The organism is Streptomyces justiciae, from assembly GCF_015163075.1.
GTDB classification, from domain to species: Bacteria; Actinomycetota; Actinomycetes; order Streptomycetales; family Streptomycetaceae; genus Streptomyces; species Streptomyces justiciae.
The window spans coordinates 66,890-84,962 of the sequence record NZ_JADDXU010000006.1 but is presented as its reverse complement, the minus strand read 5'-3'; the positions used below and the strand labels follow the sequence as shown (position 1 = coordinate 84,962).

The 18,073-nt window shown below is 72.3% G+C and carries 15 protein-coding genes; 9 read left to right on the top strand and 6 right to left on the bottom strand.

Annotation, left to right across the window (positions count from 1 at the left end):
* Window positions 1-12: 12 nt before the first annotated feature.
* Genes IQ210_RS18260 through rsmH form a run of 3 tightly spaced genes read right to left on the bottom strand, consistent with a single transcriptional unit; the run spans window position 13 to window position 3,469 of the window.
* The gene (locus tag IQ210_RS18260; RefSeq protein ID WP_322656383.1) at window positions 13-1,974 is read right to left on the bottom strand and encodes a peptidoglycan D,D-transpeptidase FtsI family protein; all 1,962 of its coding nucleotides are present in this window, start codon (window positions 1,972-1,974) and stop codon (window positions 13-15) included.
* Window positions 1,975-1,979: 5 nt separating this feature from the next.
* A complete protein-coding gene (locus IQ210_RS18255) occupies window positions 1,980-2,504 on the bottom strand; it encodes a septum formation initiator family protein (RefSeq protein WP_194080096.1) in 525 nt (174 codons plus the stop codon).
* Between the two features lie 8 nt (window positions 2,505-2,512).
* Entirely contained in the window at window positions 2,513-3,469 is a 957-nt protein-coding gene (gene rsmH, locus IQ210_RS18250; RefSeq protein ID WP_132797930.1) for a 16S rRNA (cytosine(1402)-N(4))-methyltransferase RsmH, read from the bottom strand.
* 354 nt (window positions 3,470-3,823) lie between these two features.
* On the opposite strand from rsmH, the gene IQ210_RS18245 reads away from it, so the two are divergent.
* The 4 genes from IQ210_RS18245 (at window position 3,824) to IQ210_RS18230 (ending at window position 9,468) form a co-directional block, all read left to right on the top strand.
* The gene (locus IQ210_RS18245; RefSeq protein WP_194080095.1) at window positions 3,824-4,432 is read left to right on the top strand and encodes a beta-class carbonic anhydrase; all 609 of its coding nucleotides are present in this window, start codon (window positions 3,824-3,826) and stop codon (window positions 4,430-4,432) included.
* Between the two features lie 250 nt (window positions 4,433-4,682).
* On the top strand, window positions 4,683-5,714 hold the full coding sequence (locus IQ210_RS18240) for an AAA family ATPase (protein ID WP_194080094.1): 1,032 nt from the start codon (window positions 4,683-4,685) through the stop codon (window positions 5,712-5,714).
* Window positions 5,711-7,087 (top strand): DUF58 domain-containing protein, encoded by a 1,377-nt coding sequence (locus tag IQ210_RS18235; protein WP_194080093.1) that lies wholly within the window; start codon window positions 5,711-5,713, stop codon window positions 7,085-7,087. Before IQ210_RS18240 ends, IQ210_RS18235 begins: the two co-directional genes overlap by 4 nt.
* Window positions 7,084-9,468: a transglutaminase TgpA family protein gene (locus tag IQ210_RS18230; RefSeq protein WP_194080092.1), complete on the top strand. Its 2,385-nt coding sequence runs from the start codon at window positions 7,084-7,086 to the stop codon at window positions 9,466-9,468. Before IQ210_RS18235 ends, IQ210_RS18230 begins: the two co-directional genes overlap by 4 nt.
* A 210-nt stretch (window positions 9,469-9,678) precedes the next feature.
* Here IQ210_RS18230 and IQ210_RS18225 read toward each other — a convergent pair whose 3' ends face one another.
* The 3 genes from IQ210_RS18225 to IQ210_RS18215 all read right to left on the bottom strand — a co-directional run bounded on the left by IQ210_RS18225 (window position 9,679) and on the right by IQ210_RS18215 (window position 11,889).
* Window positions 9,679-10,074 (bottom strand): DUF3040 domain-containing protein, encoded by a 396-nt coding sequence (locus tag IQ210_RS18225; RefSeq protein WP_079308681.1) that lies wholly within the window; start codon window positions 10,072-10,074, stop codon window positions 9,679-9,681.
* 283 nt (window positions 10,075-10,357) lie between these two features.
* Complete coding sequence (locus IQ210_RS18220) at window positions 10,358-11,122, bottom strand: methyltransferase (protein WP_194080091.1); 765 nt, start codon at window positions 11,120-11,122, stop codon at window positions 10,358-10,360.
* 197 nt (window positions 11,123-11,319) lie between these two features.
* The gene (locus IQ210_RS18215) at window positions 11,320-11,889 is read right to left on the bottom strand and encodes an SAV_6107 family HEPN domain-containing protein (RefSeq protein WP_059197542.1); all 570 of its coding nucleotides are present in this window, start codon (window positions 11,887-11,889) and stop codon (window positions 11,320-11,322) included.
* A gap of 170 nt (window positions 11,890-12,059) precedes the next feature.
* On the opposite strand from IQ210_RS18215, the gene IQ210_RS18210 reads away from it, so the two are divergent.
* The 5 genes from IQ210_RS18210 to IQ210_RS18190 all read left to right on the top strand — a co-directional run bounded on the left by IQ210_RS18210 (window position 12,060) and on the right by IQ210_RS18190 (window position 18,059).
* The gene (locus IQ210_RS18210; protein ID WP_194080090.1) at window positions 12,060-12,794 is read left to right on the top strand and encodes an ATP-binding cassette domain-containing protein; all 735 of its coding nucleotides are present in this window, start codon (window positions 12,060-12,062) and stop codon (window positions 12,792-12,794) included.
* Window positions 12,766-14,850, top strand: coding sequence for a YhgE/Pip family protein (locus IQ210_RS18205; RefSeq protein ID WP_194080089.1), 2,085 nt, complete (start codon window positions 12,766-12,768; stop codon window positions 14,848-14,850). Before IQ210_RS18210 ends, IQ210_RS18205 begins: the two co-directional genes overlap by 29 nt.
* A gap of 44 nt (window positions 14,851-14,894) precedes the next feature.
* Window positions 14,895-15,515, top strand: coding sequence for a TetR/AcrR family transcriptional regulator (locus IQ210_RS18200; protein ID WP_194080088.1), 621 nt, complete (start codon window positions 14,895-14,897; stop codon window positions 15,513-15,515).
* A gap of 363 nt (window positions 15,516-15,878) precedes the next feature.
* The gene (locus IQ210_RS18195) at window positions 15,879-16,496 is read left to right on the top strand and encodes a DUF4126 domain-containing protein (protein ID WP_194080087.1); all 618 of its coding nucleotides are present in this window, start codon (window positions 15,879-15,881) and stop codon (window positions 16,494-16,496) included.
* A 48-nt stretch (window positions 16,497-16,544) separates the two neighbouring features.
* On the top strand, window positions 16,545-18,059 hold the full coding sequence (locus tag IQ210_RS18190) for a phytoene desaturase family protein (protein ID WP_194080086.1): 1,515 nt from the start codon (window positions 16,545-16,547) through the stop codon (window positions 18,057-18,059).
* Window positions 18,060-18,073: the final 14 nt, after the last annotated feature.

The following is an 18,073-nucleotide window of genomic DNA, read 5'->3' as shown; positions in this document are numbered from 1 at the left end:
TGCTCGTACTGATCAGGGTGTGAAGGTGACGGGGAGAGAGGCGGACTTGGTTCCCGTCGGCGGTACCTGGAGGGTTTTCAGGGCGAACTCCATGACCTGCTTGTAGACGGGGCCGCAGATCTGGCCGCCGAAGTAACTGCCCTTGGTGGCGTTCTGGATGGCGCAGTACACGGTGACGCGGGGGCTGTCGGCGGGCGCGAACCCGGCGAACGACGAGGTGTAGCCGCGGTATCTGCCGGTGGCCGGATCCACACGGTTGGCCGTACCCGTCTTGCCCGCGACCCGGTACCCCGGAATGCGCGCCTTGGCGCCGGTGCCCGCCTCGTCGTCCACGACCGACTCCAGCATCTGGGCGAGGGTCTTCGCCGTCTTCTCGCTGATCACCCTTGACTTCTTGGGCTTCGCGGCCGGTGTGAAGCGTCCGTCGGGTCCCTGTGTGCCGCGCACGAGGGTGGGTTCGACGCGGACGCCGCCGTTGGCGATCGTCGAGTAGACGGAGGCGGCCTGCATCGCGTTGAGCGAGACGCCCTGGCCGAAAGGAATCGTGTACTGCTGCGAGGTCGACCAGTCCTGGGGCGCGGCGAGGATGCCCTTCGTCTCGCCGGGGAAGTCCAGGCCGCTGTAGCTGCCGAGGCCGAACTTGCGCAGGTAGGAGTAGAGGACCTGGTTGGACTGGGCCTGGGTCTTGCCGAGTTGGCCGGTCGCCAGGATGGTGCCGATGTTGCTGGACATGGCGAGCACGCCGTTGAGCGTGAGGTACCAGGTCTTGTGGTCGACGTCGTCCTTGAAGAGCCGGTCGCCGCGGTGCAGCCGGTTGGGGACGGTGACGTGCGTCAGCGGCGTCGCGACGTTCTCCTCCAGCACGGCGGCCATCGACATGACCTTGGCGGTGGAGCCGGGCTCGTAGGCGTCCTCCAGGGCCCAGTTGTGCAGGGTGCCGGGGTCGGCCTGGGAGAGGTCGCCGGGGTCGAAGCCGGGCGAGTTGGCCATGGCGAGGATCTCGCCGGTCTTCGTGTCCTGCACTATCACGTACCCGCGGTCCGCCTTGGACTTCCGCACCTGCTCGGTGATGGCGTTCTGCGCGGCCCACTGGATGTCGCGGTCGATGGTGAGCTCGACGTCGCTGCCGGGCACGGCGGGGGTCTCCGTGGAGCCCGCGGTCGGGACCTGCCGGCCGCCGGACTGGGCGTACCGGATCTTGCCGTCCTTGCCGGAGAGCAGCGTGTTCAGCTTCTGCTCGACCCCACCGCCGCCCTTGCCGTCGGCGTTGACCCAGCCCAGTATCCCGGCGGCCAGATCGCCGTTCGGGTACACGCGCTTGCTGGTGGCGACGGCGAAGACACCGGCGAGGACGTTGACTCCGGTGCCGTCCTCGGCCTTCGCGGCCAGGGCGCTCTTGAGGTCCTTGATCTGCTTCCAGACCTGCGGCGTCTGCCGCCCGGCGAGCTTGACGTACTGCCCCTTGGTGCGGAGCTTCTCGGTCAGCTCGCTCTGCTCCTGCCCGAGGATCGGGGCGAGCAGCGCGGCGGCCTGCTCGGGCCCGTCGTCGATCTTGAGCTGCTTGCGCTTGAAGAGCGTGGGGTCGGCCGTGATGTCGTACGCGTCCACGCTGGTCGCGAGGGCCACGCCGGCGCGGTCGGTGATCTGGCCGCGCTCGGCAGCCAGGGTGTAGCCGACGTACCGGTTCTGCTCGGCCTTGGCGGCGTAGGTGCTCGCGTCGACGGCCTGGACCTGGAGGAGCCGGACCGCGAAGGCGATCAGGACGAGGGTCAGGCCGAGACTGACCATGCGCAGCCGGGGCCGGGGGCTGCCGAGCCGGATCTGACGCGCGGCCGTGGCGCGGGGGGCCGCGGGGCGGGGCGCCGCCGGCCGGCGGGCCGGGCGGGCGCCGGGGCCGGCGGGACGCCGGCGGCCGTCGGGGGCGGGCCTGGCGGGTCCGGGCACACGGCGGCGCGGCGGTTCCCTGTCGGACACTTCCGTCACCTGCCGGGGGTCGGGGTCGCGGAGGACGGGGTTGGTGTGGCGGGGGCCGACGGCGTCGGCGTGGGGGTGGGCGTCGGGGACGCGGCCGTGAGGGGCATCGCCTCGGGCGGGCGTACGACCTCGACCGCGGACTGCTCGGCCGCAGCGCCCGGGACGCCCTTGACGGTGCCGTCGGGGTCGAGGAAGGCCGGGTCTCCGCCGGGGACCATGCCGAGTTCCCGGGCGCGGCGCTGGAGGGCGTCGGGGGCGGAGTAGGCGTCGATGTCGCGCTGGAGGGCCTGTTCCTGGTCGGTGAGGCTCTTGGTCTCCTTCTGGAGGTCGTCGAGTTTGAACGACCCTTCGCTGAGCGCGGAGTTCAGCACCAGGAGCCCGATGAGGCCGCCGCCGAGGAGGAGCACGACGAGGAGCACGAACGGGGTGCGGGCGGCCTGGCCGGAACCGGGCCGGCCGGAGCCGGAATGGGGTGGGAAGAGCCGCGCGAGCCGAGCCGCCCGCCCCCTCAGTTCGGGTTTCCTGCTCACTCCGCTCCTCACTCGATGTCCGCCCTGATCCGCTCGGCGCCACGCAGCCGCGCGGGGGCCGCCCGCCGGTTCTCGGCGACCTCTTCCTCGGTGGGAAGTTCGGCACCGCGCGTGAGCAGCTTGAGCCGCGGCTGGTACTGCTCGGGGATCACCGGGAGCCCGGGGGGCGCGGTGTTGGCGGCGCCGGCCGCGAACACCTGCTTCACCAGCCGGTCCTCCAGCGAGTGGTACGACAGCACGGCGATCCGTCCGCCGACGCCGAGGGCCTTCACGGCGGCCGGGATCGCCCGCTCCAGGACGGAGAGTTCGCCGTTGACCTCGATGCGCAGCGCCTGGAAGGTGCGCTTGGCCGGGTTGCCGCCGGTGCGCTTGGCGGCCTGCGGCAGGGAGTCCCGGATCAGCTCGACGAGCCGCGCGCTGTTGCTGAACGGCTCCTTCTCCCGCTCGCGCACGATCGCGGCCACGATCCGCTTGGCCTGCTTCTCCTCGCCGTACGCCCGCAGGATGCGCACCAGCTCGCCCGGCGGGTAGGTGTTGAGGACCTCGGCGGCGCTGATGCCGGTCGTCTGGTCCATGCGCATGTCGAGCGGGGCGTCCTGGGCGTAGGCGAAGCCGCGGTCGGCCTCGTCGAGCTGCATGGAGGAGACACCGAGGTCGAACAGGACGCCCTGGACGTGCGGGATACGGAGTCGCTCGAGAACCTCCGGAAGTTCGTCGTAGACCGCGTGGACGAGCGTGGCGCGCTCGCCGTAGGGCGCGAGGCGCTCTCCGGACAGGCGCAGGGCTTCCTTGTCGCGGTCGAGGGCGACGAGCCGGGCCTCGGGGAACTGCTGGAGGAGGGCCTCGCTGTGGCCGCCGAGACCGAGGGTGCAGTCGACGACGACCGCTCCGGGGGCCTGCAGGGCGGGGGCCAACATGTCCAGGCAGCGCTGGAGCATCACCGGGACATGTCGCGTGTTGCTCAAGGGGCCCTCTCAGGTCCGGCGGGCCGTACGCACCGCCGGGTCCCCGCCCGCTCGTGAAGGGGAGGCCTGCCGGCGCCGGAAGCGTCAGCCGGCCGGAAGCGGGAGGAGGCCGAGCCGTACGTACGCGCCGCGCGCGTGGGGAGATCCGGTGACTGCGCCGGTTTCTCCTGGGGAATTCATGCCAGCAGGGAGACCTCGCCTCCCGCTTCGCGTCACTTTAGTCCACGGTGTCTCGCGGTCAATCAACCGGCCTGCGCGTCGCGCCGGGCATCGGGGCGACGCGACCGGTGGCGGGAAATCACCCGCTCGGGCGTACCCCGCCACCCCTGTGGCTTACCTCACAAAGAGGACGTGATGACGCTCTTTTTCCCTTCTCACCACAGGACCGGATCGGCTGTGACCAGTAACGTCGTGGATATGACGACTTCCGCATCCGCTGCCAACGCATCCGAAGGCGCCATACGCGTCGCCGCCGTCACCGACCGGCTCGTCGACGCGAACGAGCAGTACGCCGCCGCGTTCACCGACCCCGGCATGGACGCCCGCCCCGTCCTGCACGTCGCCGTCGTGGCCTGCATGGACGCCCGTCTCGACCTGCACGCCGCGCTCGGCCTGGAGCTCGGCGACTGCCACACCATCCGCAACGCGGGCGGCGTGGTCACCGACGACGTGATCCGGTCGCTCACCATCAGCCAGCGCAAGCTGGGCACCCGCAGCATCGTCCTGATCCACCACACCAACTGCGGTCTGGAGCAGATCACCGAGGACTTCCGCACCGAGCTGGAGGACGAGGTCGGCCAGCGCCCCGCCTGGGCCGTGGAGGCCTTCCGGGACGCCGACCAGGACGTCCGGCAGTCCATGCAGCGCGTGCGCACCAACCCGTTCCTGCTGCACACCGACGACGTGCGCGGCTTCGTCTTCGACGTGAAGACCGGCCTGCTGCGCGAGATCGACCCCGCCTGACCCGCTCCGGCCGCTCTCCGAAGCTGTCGTTCTGCTGTTGATTTCCGGTTCCGGGGTACCCAAAAGGTCGCAAGCCCTGACATATCGCAGGCAGTTGTCCACAGGCGAGTGACACGAATCGGTAACGGCAGCAAGAATGCGTGGATGGACGTCACGCGGAACCATTTCCGCGTGGTGTCCGTGATTCGGGGTGGGCCGGTCCGCAACGCAGAGCGTCGGCCCGGAGAAAGAACGGGCCGAGGAGGGCCGGGTGACGACCTATGACGATCGAGCGAGCCTCACTGATCTGACTGCCACTGTGGAGCGAGTCCGCAGTTCGGTGGAGGGAGTGATCGAGGGCAAGCCCGAGGTCGTACGGCTTTCGCTGACCGTGCTGCTCGCCGAGGGACATCTTCTGATCGAGGATGTCCCCGGCGTCGGCAAGACCATGCTGGCGAAGGCACTGGCGCGGTCCATCGACTGCTCGGTGCGGCGTATCCAGTTCACGCCCGACCTGCTGCCCTCGGACATCACCGGTGTGTCCATCTGGGACCAGCAGCGCCGGGACTTCGAGTTCAAGCCGGGCGCGATCTTCGCGCAGATCGTGATCGGCGACGAGATCAACCGAGCCTCGCCGAAGACTCAGTCCGCGCTCCTGGAGTCCATGGAGGAGCGGCAGGTCACCATCGACGGGCAGACCTACGAGCTGCCCAGCCCCTTCATGGTGGTGGCCACGCAGAACCCGGTCGAGATGGAGGGCACCTACCCGCTGCCGGAGGCCCAGCGCGACCGCTTCATGGCGCGGGTCTCCATCGGCTACCCCAGCGCGGAGGCCGAGCTGCAGATGCTCGACGTCCACGGCGGGGTGAACCCGCTGGACGACCTCCAGCCGGTGGCCCACGCGCACGACATCGTGAAGCTGGTCGACGCCGTCCGCGGCGTCCATGTCGCCGACCCGGTCCGGCGCTACGCCGTCGACCTGGTCGCCGCCACGCGCACCCACCCCGACCTCAGACTCGGCGCCTCCCCGCGCGCGACGCTGCATCTGCTGCGCGCGGCGAAGGCGTCCGCCGCCCTCAGCGGCCGGGAGTACGCGCTGCCGGACGACGTGCAGGCGCTGGCCGTCGCCGTCCTGGCCCACCGTCTGCTGCCCACCGCCCAGGCCCAGCTCAACCGGCGCACCGCGGAGCAGGTCGTGCAGGAGATCCTGCAGCGCACCCCGGTACCCCAGCAGCAGAGCGGCATGGGCCTCGGCCACGGCACGCAGGGCTACGGCCAGCAGCCGCCGCGGAGGCTTGGATGACCACCGCCGCCGGGCCGGGCCACGCGGAGGCCGACCGGGGCGACAAGGGCGGGGTGCGCACCGCGCTGGCCGGCCTGACCACCCGCGGCCGGTCCTTCCTGGCCGCGGGCATCGCCGCCGCCATCTGCGCGTACGTCCTGGGGCAGAGCGATCTGCTCCGGGTCGGCCTGCTGCTCGCGGTGCTGCCCGTCGTCTGCGCCACCGTCCTGTACCGCACCCGCTACCGGGTCGCCGGCAGCCGCCGGCTCTCCCCCGCGCGCGTGCCGGCCGGCAGCGAGGCCCGCGTCCATCTGCGGATGGACAACGTCTCGCGGCTGCCCACCGGCCTGCTGATGCTCCAGGACCGGGTGCCCTACGTCCTCGGTCCGCGCCCCCGCTTCGTCCTCGACCGGGTCGAGGCGGGCGGCCGCCGCGAGGTGTCCTACCGGGTCCGCTCCGACCTGCGCGGCCGCTACCCGCTGGGCCCGCTCCAGCTCCGCCTGACCGACCCGTTCGGCATGTGCGAGCTGACCCGGTCCTTCTCGTCGTACGACACCCTGACGGTGATCCCGCGCGTGGAGCCGCTGCCGCCGGTCCGCTTCAGCGGCGAGGCGAAGGGCTACGGCGACGGGCGGCAGCGCTCGCTCGCGCTGGCCGGCGAGGACGACGTCATCCCGCGCGGGTACCGCTACGGCGACGACCTGCGCCGGGTGCACTGGCGTTCCACCGCGCGCTACGGCGAGCTGATGGTGCGCCGCGAGGAGCAGCCGCAGCGCTCCCGCTGCACGGTGCTGCTGGACACCCGGGGTCTCGCCTTCCACGGCGCGGGCCCCGACTCGGCCTTCGAGTGGGCGGTCTCGGGCACCGCGTCGGCGCTGGTCCACATGCTCGAACGCGGCTTCTCCGTACGGCTGTTGACGGACACCGGCAGCTCGGTGCCCGGCGAGGGCGCGGACGGGTTCGCCGGCGCGAACCAGGAGTCGGCCGACGCGGCGGGCCTGATGATGGACACCCTCGCGGTGATCGACCACTCCGACGGCACCGGCCTGTCGCGCGCGTACGACGTGCTGCGCGGCGGCAACGAAGGGCTGCTGGTCGCCTTCTTCGGCGACCTCGACGAGGAGCAGGCCACGGTCGCCGCCAAGATGCGCCAGCGCAGCGGCGGCGCGGTCGCCTTCCTGCTGGACAGCGCGAGCTGGGGACGGGAACCGACCGATGTGGCCGGGCCGTTGGACAGGAGCGAGGAGCGGTTGCGGATGCTGCGCGAGGCGGGCTGGACGGCGCTGCGCGTGCCGCGGGGCGCCTCTCTGACCGAGCTGTGGCGCCAGGCGGACCGTGAGCGCACCGGTCTCGGTGTGGCGAGCGGCGCGGGCAATGAGGGGGCACCGGCATGAGCGGGCGGGCACGACTGGCGCTGGGCGCCTGGGCGGCCACCCTGATGGCGTCCTGCGCCCTGCTGCCCCTGGTCGAACCGGCCACGTGGATCCTCCAGGCGGCCTTCCTGCTGGGCGTGCAGTCGCTGGTGGGCGCGGCGACCCGGCGGGTGCCGCTGGCCCGGCCGCTGACCGTGGCCTCCCAGGCCCTGGTCACGCTGATGATGCTGACCCTGGTCTTCACCCGGGAGCAGGCGGTCGCCGGGATCGTCCCCGGCCCCGAGGCCTTCCAGCGCTTCGCCGACCTGCTCCAGCAGGGCAGCGACGACATCGCGCGGTACGCGATCCCGGCGCCGCTGGAGTCCACCGGCATCCGGCTGATGATCATCGGTGGCGTCCTGGTCATCGGGCTCGCGGTGGACACCCTCGCGGTGACCTTCCGTAGCGCGGCCCCGGCCGGGCTGCCGCTGCTGGCGCTGTACTCGGTGGCCGCGGGATTGTCCGACGGCGGCGCCGACTGGCTGTGGTTCGTGGTCGCGGCGGCCGGCTATCTGATGCTGCTGCTCGCCGAGGGACGCGACCGGCTCTCCCAGTGGGGGCGGGTCTTCGGCGGGGCGCCGCGCACTCCCGGCGGGGAGTCCGGGGTGGTGGCCCCGGTCCGCACCGGTCGGCGCATCGGCGCGGTCGCCCTGGGTCTGGCCCTCGTGGTGCCGGTCGCCCTGCCCTCGATGAGCGGCGGCCTCCTGGACGGCGTGGGGACGGGCGCGGGCGCCGGGAACGGCAGCGGGGGCACGATCTCCGCGGTGAACCCCCTGGTGTCCCTGCGCGACAACCTCAACGCGGACGACGACCGCCAGGTCCTGTCGGTGCGCTCCGACCCCGAGGCGGCCGCGAGCACGTATCTGCGGATCGTCTCCCTGGACGACTTCGACGGCACGACCTGGAAGCCGTCCAGGCGCGACATCGACAAGGTGCCGGACGAGTTCCCCACCCCACCTGGACTGGGTGCCGACGTCCGGCGTGCGGAGATCACGACGCGGATCGCGGCCGCCGACTGGTACCAGCAGGACTGGCTGCCGATGCCGTACCCGCCGAGCGGCGTGGACATCGACGGCAAGTGGCGCTACGAGCCCGTGGGGATGACGCTGGTCGGCGACAAGGGCCAGACCACACGCGGGGAGACGTACACGGTCAAGAGCCTGGACGTGCGGCCGACGGCCGAGCAGCTCGCCTCGGCGCCGGAGCCGCCCGCGGCGCTGAAGCGCGAGTACACCGAGCTGCCGAAGTCGCTGCCCGACATCGTCTCCGAGACCGCCCGTGAGCAGACCGCCGGCGCCTCGAACCACTACGAGCAGGCGGTGAAGCTCCAGGAGTACTTCACCGTGACGGGCGGCTTCCAGTACGACACCCAGGTGCAGGCGGGCAGCGGCTCGCAGGCGATCGCCCGGTTCCTGCAGAACAAGCAGGGCTTCTGCGTCCACTTCTCGTTCGCGATGGCCGCGATGGCCCGGAGCCTCGGCATCCCGGCCCGGGTCGCGGTGGGCTTCGCGCCCGGGACGCCGCAGGGCGACGGTTCGGTGTCGGTGGGGCTGAGGGACGCCCACGCGTGGCCGGAGCTGTACTTCGAGGGCGTGGGCTGGACCCGCTTCGAGCCGACCCCGACCCGGGGCACGCAGCCCGAGTACACGCAGACGGAGACCCCGGGCAGCAGCCTGCCGGACACCGGCCGTCCGACGCAGTCGGCGAGCGCGGCGCCCTCCGCCACGCCCTCCGCGAGCGAGAGCTGCACGGCGGAGCAGAAGAAGCTCGAGGCCTGCCCGAGCGAGTCCGCGGCAGCCGCGCTCACCAAGGACGAAGACGGCCCGAAGTGGTACGTCCTGCTGGCCTGGGCGCTCGCCGGTCTCGCCGCCCTGGCGATCCCGCTGTCGCCCGCCCTGTGGCGGATGCGGACCCGGGCGGTACGCCTGGGGGCGCACGGACGGACCGAGGCGGACGCCGCGCTGCACACCCTGGCGGTCTGGCTGGAACTGACCGACACGGCCTGGGACTTCGGGATCGTGCCGGACGGGTCGCAGACCCCCCGCAAGGCGGCGGCCCGGATCGTCCGGCTGGGGCATCTCGAGACCGAGGCGGCGGCCTCGGTGCACCGCGTGGCCGAAGCGGTGGAGCAGGTCCTCTACGCGCCGCGGCCACGTCCGGTGGCAGGGCTGGCGGAGGACGTCCGGCGGGCGATCGCCGGGCTGCGCGGCACGGCACCGCGGAGCACACGGCTGCGCGCGACCTTCGCCCCGCGTTCCACCGTCCGGGTGGTGTGGGCCGTCTCGGAGTGGTGGAGCGGCGTCACGGCGCGGGTGGCGGCGGCCCGGCCGACCCTGCGCAAACCGTCCGGCCAGCAGAGCTGAGGCCGGCCGGCAGGCATCACGGGTGAGGCCCCGGTCCGTGGGAAACGGACCGGGGCCTCACCTGTGTCCGCCGCTGTGGTTCAGGCGCTCACAGGCCTTCTTCAGGCGCTCACAGACCACCGGGGCTTGGGCCGGGAGCCCGGGACAAGGGCGTGCGTGAGGGGGTGACCGCCCGGCAGGCGGTCACCCCCTCATCGGCTTCTGGTCGAGCTACTGGCCGCCCTGTTCGTCGCGGCGCCGCTGCCAGCGCTGCTCGATGCGGTCCATCATGGAGCGCTTCTGCCGTGGCTGACGGCGGGCGTGCGGGCCACCTGCCGAGGGCTGTTCGCCCGGCTTGGGGGCCTTGCGCCAGCCGGTCACGGCGAGTACCGCACAGCCCAGCATGACGAGGAAGCCCACCACGCTGAGCCAGACCTGCTTGGCGACCATTCCTGCCATGAGGAGCGCGATACCCACGAGGAAGCCCGCGACCGCCTGGTAGACCCGTCGCCGGGTGTACGTGCGCAGCCCGCTTCCCTCAAGCGCTGTCGCGAACTTGGGATCTTCGGCGTACAGCGCTCGCTCCATCTGCTCGAGCATTCGCTGCTCGTGCTCCGAGAGCGGCACGGAGTCCTCCTCATCGTGCAGTCGCCGGGGCGACTCGGGGGGTCCCTTCAGGATAGGCAGGGAATCGCCCCCGTGAAACCCGCCCCTCTACGCCAATTGGCCAACCGGATTCCGCCATGAACGTCCCGGCCACTGAATCTTCCATTCCCCAGCGGCCGGCCCGTCATGCCGGGCGGTCTCCCTCGATCATACGGCGCTGGGCGCCCGATCGGGGGGCCTGTGGCGTACTCCATCTGCACCCAAGTCCCTGATCAGCGCGGCACCAGGACGGGGCACCCGGGCCTCAGGAGGTCGTCCGCGTCTCGGCGAGCACATGAAGCTGGGTGGCCACGGAGTGGAAGGCGGGGAGCTCGGCGGCCGCCTCCTCCAGCTTGAGCAGCGCCTCCAGGGCGCCGGGCTCGGTGTCGACGAGCACTCCGGGGACGAGGTCGGCGAAGACCCGTACGCCGTGCACGGCGCCGACCTCCAGGCCCGCGCCCTCGACCAGTGCGGTGAGCTGCTCGGCGGTGAAGCGCCTCGGCACGGGGTCACCGGCGCCCCATCGGCCGTTCGGGTCGGCGAGGGCCTGCTTGGCCTCCTTGAAGTGGCCGGCGAGGGCGCGGGCGAGCACGGCGCCGCCGAGGCCGGACGCGAGCAGGCTGAGGACGCCCTCGGAGCGCAGCGCGGCGACCACGTTGCGCACCCCCTCGGCGGGGTCGTCGACGTACTCCAGGACGCCGTGGCACAGCACCGCGTCGTAGGCGCCGCGCTCGACCACGTCGAAGAGGCCGTGGGCGTCGCCCTGGACGCCCTGGACCCGGTCGGCGACGCCGGCCTCGGCGGCGCGGCGCTCCAGGGCGAAGAGCGCGTTGGGGCTGGGGTCGACGACGGTGACGCGGTGGCCGAGGCGGGCGACGGGCACGGCGAAGTTGCCGCTGCCGCCCCCGGTGTCGAGGACGTCCAGGGACTCCCGGCCCGTGGCCTTGACCCGTCGTTCGAGAGCGTCCTGGAGGACCTCCCAGACCACGGCGGTACGGAGGGAGGCGCGGGGTCGCAGCGGGTCCGACACGACAGTTGACTCCTCGGCGCGGCACCGCCTCTTGCGCGGCGGAGCGAACGGGCACCCTCCCCGCCCGGGCTACGGAGGGCGAAGGGCTTCAGGCGCCTCCACCCTATTGCCTCCGTCACCTCACCTGGTCATCACGGGGCGGCGGCCCGGGGGGCGTCTCACACGACGGACAGCGGCGCCCCATGGCCACCCCCGCTTCAGCCCGCGTCCGGCATGTCCCTGCTCCCTGGGTGGTCGTCGGGGTCCGGGTGGTCGGCGTCCTGGCGGGGCTGGGGCAGGACCGGCTGGAGGACCAGCATCCGCTCGACGAGGCGCAGGAACATCGCCACGTCGCGTATGAGGTCGTCGGCGTCCCGGCGGGAGGCCGCGCCCTGGATGCCGGCCTCGGCCCGGGCGCGGCGCCGGGCCCCGGCGGCGAAGAGCGCGCTCCACTCGGCGAGCTCGGGCGCTATCTCGGGGAGCACTTCCCAGGCGCTCCGGATCTTGGCGCGGCGTCGGGGCGTGGGCTCCGGGCGGCCTCGCGCGGCGAGCACGGCGGCGGCGGTGCGCAGGGCAGCGAGATGTGCCGTCGCGTAGCGCTCGTTCGGCGTTTCCAGGACGGCGGCCTCGTCGAGTCCGGCGCGGGCCTGGGCGAGCAGGTCGAGGGCGGCGGGCGGGGCCGTGGTCCGGCGCAGCACGGGGTGTACGTCGCTCGCCGGTCCGGTCAGTGAGGGGGCAGGGCCGGTGGCGCGGCGCCGGCGGGCGGCTGCTGCGTGATAGCTGGCCATGACGAACCTCCTGTCGTCTGCGTGACGGCGTTGTGGCCGTATGTGCCCATCGTGAGGTATGGCACTGACAATCCGTTCTGACCTGGGCTTTTGCTTCGATCGCAGGTTCGGGTTAGTTTTTGCACTGACCAGTCAGTTCAAAAACTCGCCACACACTCAGGGGGTGGGCTGTGGACGCAATCGCCGTCACAGCCGAGGGCCTCGGGCTCAAGGGACCGCGGGGGTGGGCCTTCCGCGGGATCACCTTCGAGGCCGAGCCCGGGTCGCTCATCGCGGTCGAGGGCCCGTCGGGGTCCGGCCGCACATGTCTGCTGCTCGCGCTCACCGGGCGGATGAAGGCCACCGAGGGGACGGCGGCCGTGGGCGGGGCGCGGCTGCCGAAACAGCTCGGGGCGGTGCGGCGGCTGAGCGCCGTCGCGCATGTCGCCGGCGTCACCGATCTCGACCCGGCCCTCACCGTCGGGGAGCACCTGCGGGAGCGGGCCCTGCTCCAGCGCCGGTTCGGGGACTCCCTGCGCGCCCTGCTGCGGCCCCGCGCCGAGCGCGCGAACGAGGCCAAGCTGCGGATCGACACCGCCCTGACCGCCGCCGGTCTCGACCGGGAAGCCCTGCCCAAGGGCTCGCGGACCGCCGTACGCGATCTGGAGCGGCTGGAGGCGCTGCGGCTGTCCCTCGCCCTCGCGCTCATCGGCCGTCCGAAGCTGCTCGGCGTCGACGACACCGATCTGAAGCTGTCGGACGCCGAACGGGCCGAGGTCTGGGCCCTGTTGAGGTCGCTCGCCGAGGCCGGGACCACGGTCGTGGCGGTGTGCAGCGAGGCCCCGGAGGACGCTCTGACGATCTCCACCGGACAGAAGGAACAGAAGGAGGGGACCGATGCGCTCGCCGCGACTGGCCGCGCTTGAGCTGCGGCGCTTCGGGAGGGGCAAGCTGCCGCGCGCCGCCCTGGTGGCGCTGCTGGTGCTGCCGCTGCTCTACGGCGCCCTGTACCTGTGGTCGTTCTGGGACCCGTACGGCCGTCTCGACCGCATCCCGGTGGCGCTCGTGAACGCCGACAAGGGGGCGACCGCCGACGGGAAGAAGATCACCGCGGGCGCCGACATCACGAAGGGGCTGCGCGAGAGCGACGTCTTCGAGTGGCACGAGGTGAGCGCCGCCGACGCGCGCGCGGGCGTCGAGGACGGCACGTACTACCTGTCGCTGACCATGCCGACCGACTTCAGCGAGCGGATCGCCTCCAGCGCGGGCGACTCCCCGGAGACGGGCGCGCTCCAGGTCAGGACCAACGACGCGAACAACTACATCGTCGGGCAGATCTCGCGCACGGTCTTCAGCGAGGTGCGCGAGGCCGCGTCCACGAAGGCGTCTCGGTCCTTCCTGGACCAGATCTTCATCTCCTTCTCCGACATCCACGGCGCGACGGTCAAGGCCGCCAAGGGTGCCGACAAACTGGAGACCGGCACGGCCAAGGCCGAGAAGGGCTCCAAGGACCTCGCCGACGGGCTGAAGGACGCGAAGAGCGGCAGCGGCAAGCTGTCCAAGGGGCTCAAGAAGCTCGACAAGGGCGCGGGCGACCTCCAGGACGGCTCGGCGAAGGTCGCGGAGGGCACCCAGACGCTCGCCGACAAGGTCAACGGGGTCGCGGAGAAGGTCGGGCCGTTCCTCAAGGACAACGAGAAGACGATCGGCGACACCGCCCAGCTGGTCGCGGACTCCGCCGGGGCGATCCGCGACCACCTCGACACCCTGGTGAAGACGGCTCCGGCCGCCGCCAAGGGCGCCCACACAGCCTCCGACACCCTGGACGACGTCTACAAGGCGCGCTGCGAGAACCCGGTCCTGCCGGACGGGGCCTGCGCCGACCTGAAGAAGGCCAAGGACGCCGCCGCCGACGTGGCCACGATCGCGGACGACCTGAACACCCTCGTGGGCGATCAGGACGGCGACCTGAAGAAGCTCGACAAGAACCTGGCGACCCTCCAGAAGCAGGCCCAGGCGCTCGCCGACCGGGCGCCGAACCTGTCCGAGGACCTCGACGACGCCGTCTCCAAGATCAACGCACTGAACGAGGGCGCGGGCAAGGTCGCCGCGGGCGCCAAGACGCTCCACACGGGCCTCGGCACCGCCAAGACCGGCGCCGGTGACCTGGACGAGGGCGTCGGCAAGCTCAAGACCGGCGCCGAGGACCTCAACGGCGGCATGTTCAAGCTCGTCGACGGCACCGGGAAGCTCTCCGACGGACTGCACGACGGCGCCGGCCAGATCCCCGACTACGACAAGGCCGACCGCGACCAGCGCACCGGCGTCATGGCCGACCCGGTCCAGCTCGTCTCCAAGGACCTGCACAAGGCGCCCAACTATGGCACCGGCTTCGCCCCGTACTTCATCCCGCTGTCCCTGTGGGTGGGCGCGATGGTGGCGTACATGCTGGTGGCGCCGATGAACCGGCGCGCGCTCGCGGCGGGCGCCCCGGCGTGGCGGATCGCGCTGGCCGGCTGGCTGCCGGTGGTGGCGGTCGGGGTGCTCCAGACCGTCGCCCTGATGTCGGTGCTGCACTGGGCGATCGGCCTGCAGATGGTGCGGGCGGCCGGGACCGTGGGCTTCCTGTTCCTGGTCACGGCGTGCTTCGCGGCGATCGTGCAGTGGCTCAACGCCCGCTTCGGGGCGGCGGGACGGATTCTCGTCCTGGCCTTCCTGATGCTCCAGCTGACGTCCGCGGGCGGCACGTACCCCGTGCAGACCAGCCCGGGCTTCTTCAACGCGCTCCACCCGTTCCTGCCGATGAGCTACGTCGTGGACGCGCTGCGCCGGCTCATCACGGGCGGCGGGCTCGGTCCGGTGTGGCACGCGTGCGTGGTGCTCGTCGCCTTCACCGCGGGAGCCCTCGCGCTGACCGCGCTGTCGGCCCGCCGCCGCCAGGTGTGGACCCTCGACCGGCTGCACCCGGAGCTGAGCCTGTGACCTCGACGACGGACGGGCCCACGGTTGCTGTGACAATCAGGGCCATGGAAAGCAGCAGCGGCAGCACGCGCCGCGAGGCCACCCGCCAGAAGCTCTACGAGGCGGCCGTCACCCTCATCGCGGAGCAGGGCTTCTCCGCCACCACGGTCGACGAGATCGCCGAGCGGGCCGGGGTCGCGAAGGGCACCGTCTACTACAACTTCGCGAGCAAGTCCGTCCTCTTCGAGGAGCTGTTGCGGCACGGCGTGGGCCTGCTCACCGCCTCCCTCCGGGAGGCGGCGGAGCGGACGGCCGCGGCGGGCGGCAGCAAGACGGACGCCCTGGACGCGATGATCCGGGCCGGCCTGGTCTTCATCGACCGCTACCCGGCCTTCACGCAGCTGTACGTGGCGGAGCTGTGGCGCACCAACCGGGCCTGGCAGTCCACGCTCATGGTGGTCCGTCAGCAGGCGGTGGCGGTGGTCGAGGACGTGCTGCGCGAGGGCATCGAGGGCGGCGAGTTCCACGAGGCGATCGACGTCTCGCTGACCGCGTCCGCGCTCGTCGGCATGGTGCTGGTGGCCGCGCTGGACTGGAAGGCGTTCCAGCCGGAGCGCTCGCTGGACGACGTCCACTCGGCGCTGTCGCGGCTGTTGCAGGGCCGGGTGAGCGGTACGCGCGCGTAGCCACGAAAGCGCCGGTCCGCTGTGGCCGCGTCCCCCGCGGGCCACCTCGAACCGGCGCCTTCTCGTGCTCCCCCGTTTTCCCCCGTGTCCCCCGTCGGACCCCCGTTCGGTCGTTCCCCCGGGCCCCCGTGCCTCGCTCCCGCCGACTTCCGCCGGCGGAAGGAGCGGATCCGGGGCGGCTCCGCTCCGGCGCCCCGTGTCGCCGGTGCCGGAGCCGTTCCCCTTCTCCGTGGCTCCACTCTCTCGTTCACGCAGGTCGGGACCCATCCGCGCGCGTACTCATCTCCCCCACTAGGTACGGATACTCAGACCTGCGCACTCAGGCCCAGGACGCTCCGTTGCCCACTGGTTACGATCGCCTCCGTGTCCGTACTCCCCCTTGTCTTCACCAGCGGCTGGGCCAGCGGAATCAATGCCTACGCCGTCGTGCTGCTGCTCGGCGTCTTCGGCGCGACCGGGCTGAGCGACGACGTCCCCGAGACCTTGCAGCGCCCTGAGGTCCTCGTCACAGCGGGCGTGCTGTTCCTGTGCGAGGCCGTCGCGGACAAGATCCCGTACGTCGACTCGGCGTGGGACTCCGTGCACACGCTGATCCGGCCCGCCGCGGGCGCCTGGGTCGGTGCGGTGCTGGCCGGTCAGAGCGGCTCGCTCAACGACGCGGTCGCGGGCCTGGTCGGCGGTTCGACGGCGCTGGCCAGCCACGCGGTCAAGGCCGGGACCAGGATGGCGGTGAACACCTCGCCGGAGCCGTTCAGCAACGTGATCGTGAGCCTGGCCGAGGATCTCGGCGTCGGCGGGCTGGTCACGTTCGCGATCTTCAACCCGCAGGCGGCGGCGATCATCGCGGCCGTGCTGCTGCTCGCCGGACTGGTGATACTGATCTTCCTGATCTCCCGCATCCGGCGGTTCCTGCGGCGCAGGGCCCAGCGCCGGGAGGAGAAGCGGCTCGCGGGCCGGTCAGGGTCGCCGCCCGGCTGGTGACCCCACCTGTCACCAGGGCTGTCAGTGGCGGCCGATAAAGTCGCAGGCATGGCACGGATTGCGGTGATCGGCGCCGGGATGGGCGCGATGGCGGCCGCTGCCCGGCTGGCCGTCGCGGGCCACCGGGTGGCGGTGTACGAGCGTACGGAGACGTACGGCGGTGCGGTGCGCCGCTTCGAGCGCGACGGGTTCGCCTTCGACACCGGGCCGGGGCTGCTGCCGCTCCCCGCCGTCTACCGCGATCTCTTCGTCAAGACCGGCAAGGAGCCGCTGGAGTCGGTCGTCGACCTGGTCCAGGTCGATCCGTCGTCGCGGCATCTCTTCGCGGACGGCACCGAGGTCGCCCTGCCGAACGCGTCCCGCGCGGGCGTGGTGGCCGCGCTGAACGAGGCGCTCGGTGCGGGCGCCGGCGACCGCTGGGGCGACTTCCTGGTCCGGGCCCGCGAGGCCTGGGACCGTACGCGCCGGCCGCTCCTGGAAGAGCCGCTATGGCCCAACTGGTCGGTGCTGGCCGACCGTGAGCCCTATCCGTCGGTCCCGCACAAGAAGCTGCTGCGCACCCGCCGCGCCGGGCTGCTCGCCGAGATCGGCGCCTGGGAGCTGCGCGACCCCCGACTGGCCGCACTGCTGGACGGCTACGCGCTGGCGTACGGCCTCGACCCGAGCGACGCCCCGGCGAGCGCGGCGGTGCTGCCGTACATGGAGCACGCCTTCGGGGCCTGGTATGTCCGCGGCGGCATGCGGGAGTTGGCGCGCGCGGTGTACGAGCGGTGTGTGGCGCGCCGGGTGGAGTTCCACTTCGGTGCCGAGGTCACCGGGGTGGTGGAGAAGGACGGGCGGGCGGCCGGGCTGGAGTTGGGCGACGGTTCGGTGGTGGAGGCGGAGTTCGTCGTCGCCGGGGTCGCTCCTGAGGTGCTGAACCGATGTGTGCGGGGCGCGGCGGTCAGGGACGCGGGCAGCGTTCTGCCGCGGCACGGGCTGCCGAGCCGTCTCACGGTGCTGCTGGCGCTGCGCGGTGGCCGCCCAGAGGGCGTGGCACACAAGACGGTCGTGCACGCGGAGGACCGGGAGCGCGAGCTGGGCCTGCTGTTCGGTTCGCCTCCGGGGCTCGACGCGCGCCCCACGCTCACCGTCCTGCGCCCCGACGACGTCCGCTCGGTCCCGGACGCGGACCACGAGGCGATCACCCTCACCGCGACGGTTCCCGCGTTCACTGGCAGCGGTTGGCCGGAGCCCGAGGTTTTCGCCGATCACGCGGACAAGTTGATCGCCACCGCGGAGCGGGCCGTACCGGACCTGCGCGAGCGCCTCCTGTGGCACGAGGTGCGGACCCCGGCCCACATCGCGGAGACGACCGGTGCGGAGGGCGGTGCGGTACCGCCCCCGGCTCTCGCCGCGGCCGATGGGCGACTGCTGCACCCGGCGAACAGCACGGAGCTGCCGGGCCTGTTCACCGTCGGCGGCTGGTCGCACCCCGGCGGTGGCCTCCCGCACGCGGGCATGTCGGGTGCGCTGGTCGCCGGACTGATCGTGGAGGGACCGGACTTCCGGGGCTCTCAGTGACGGCCCCGGGTACC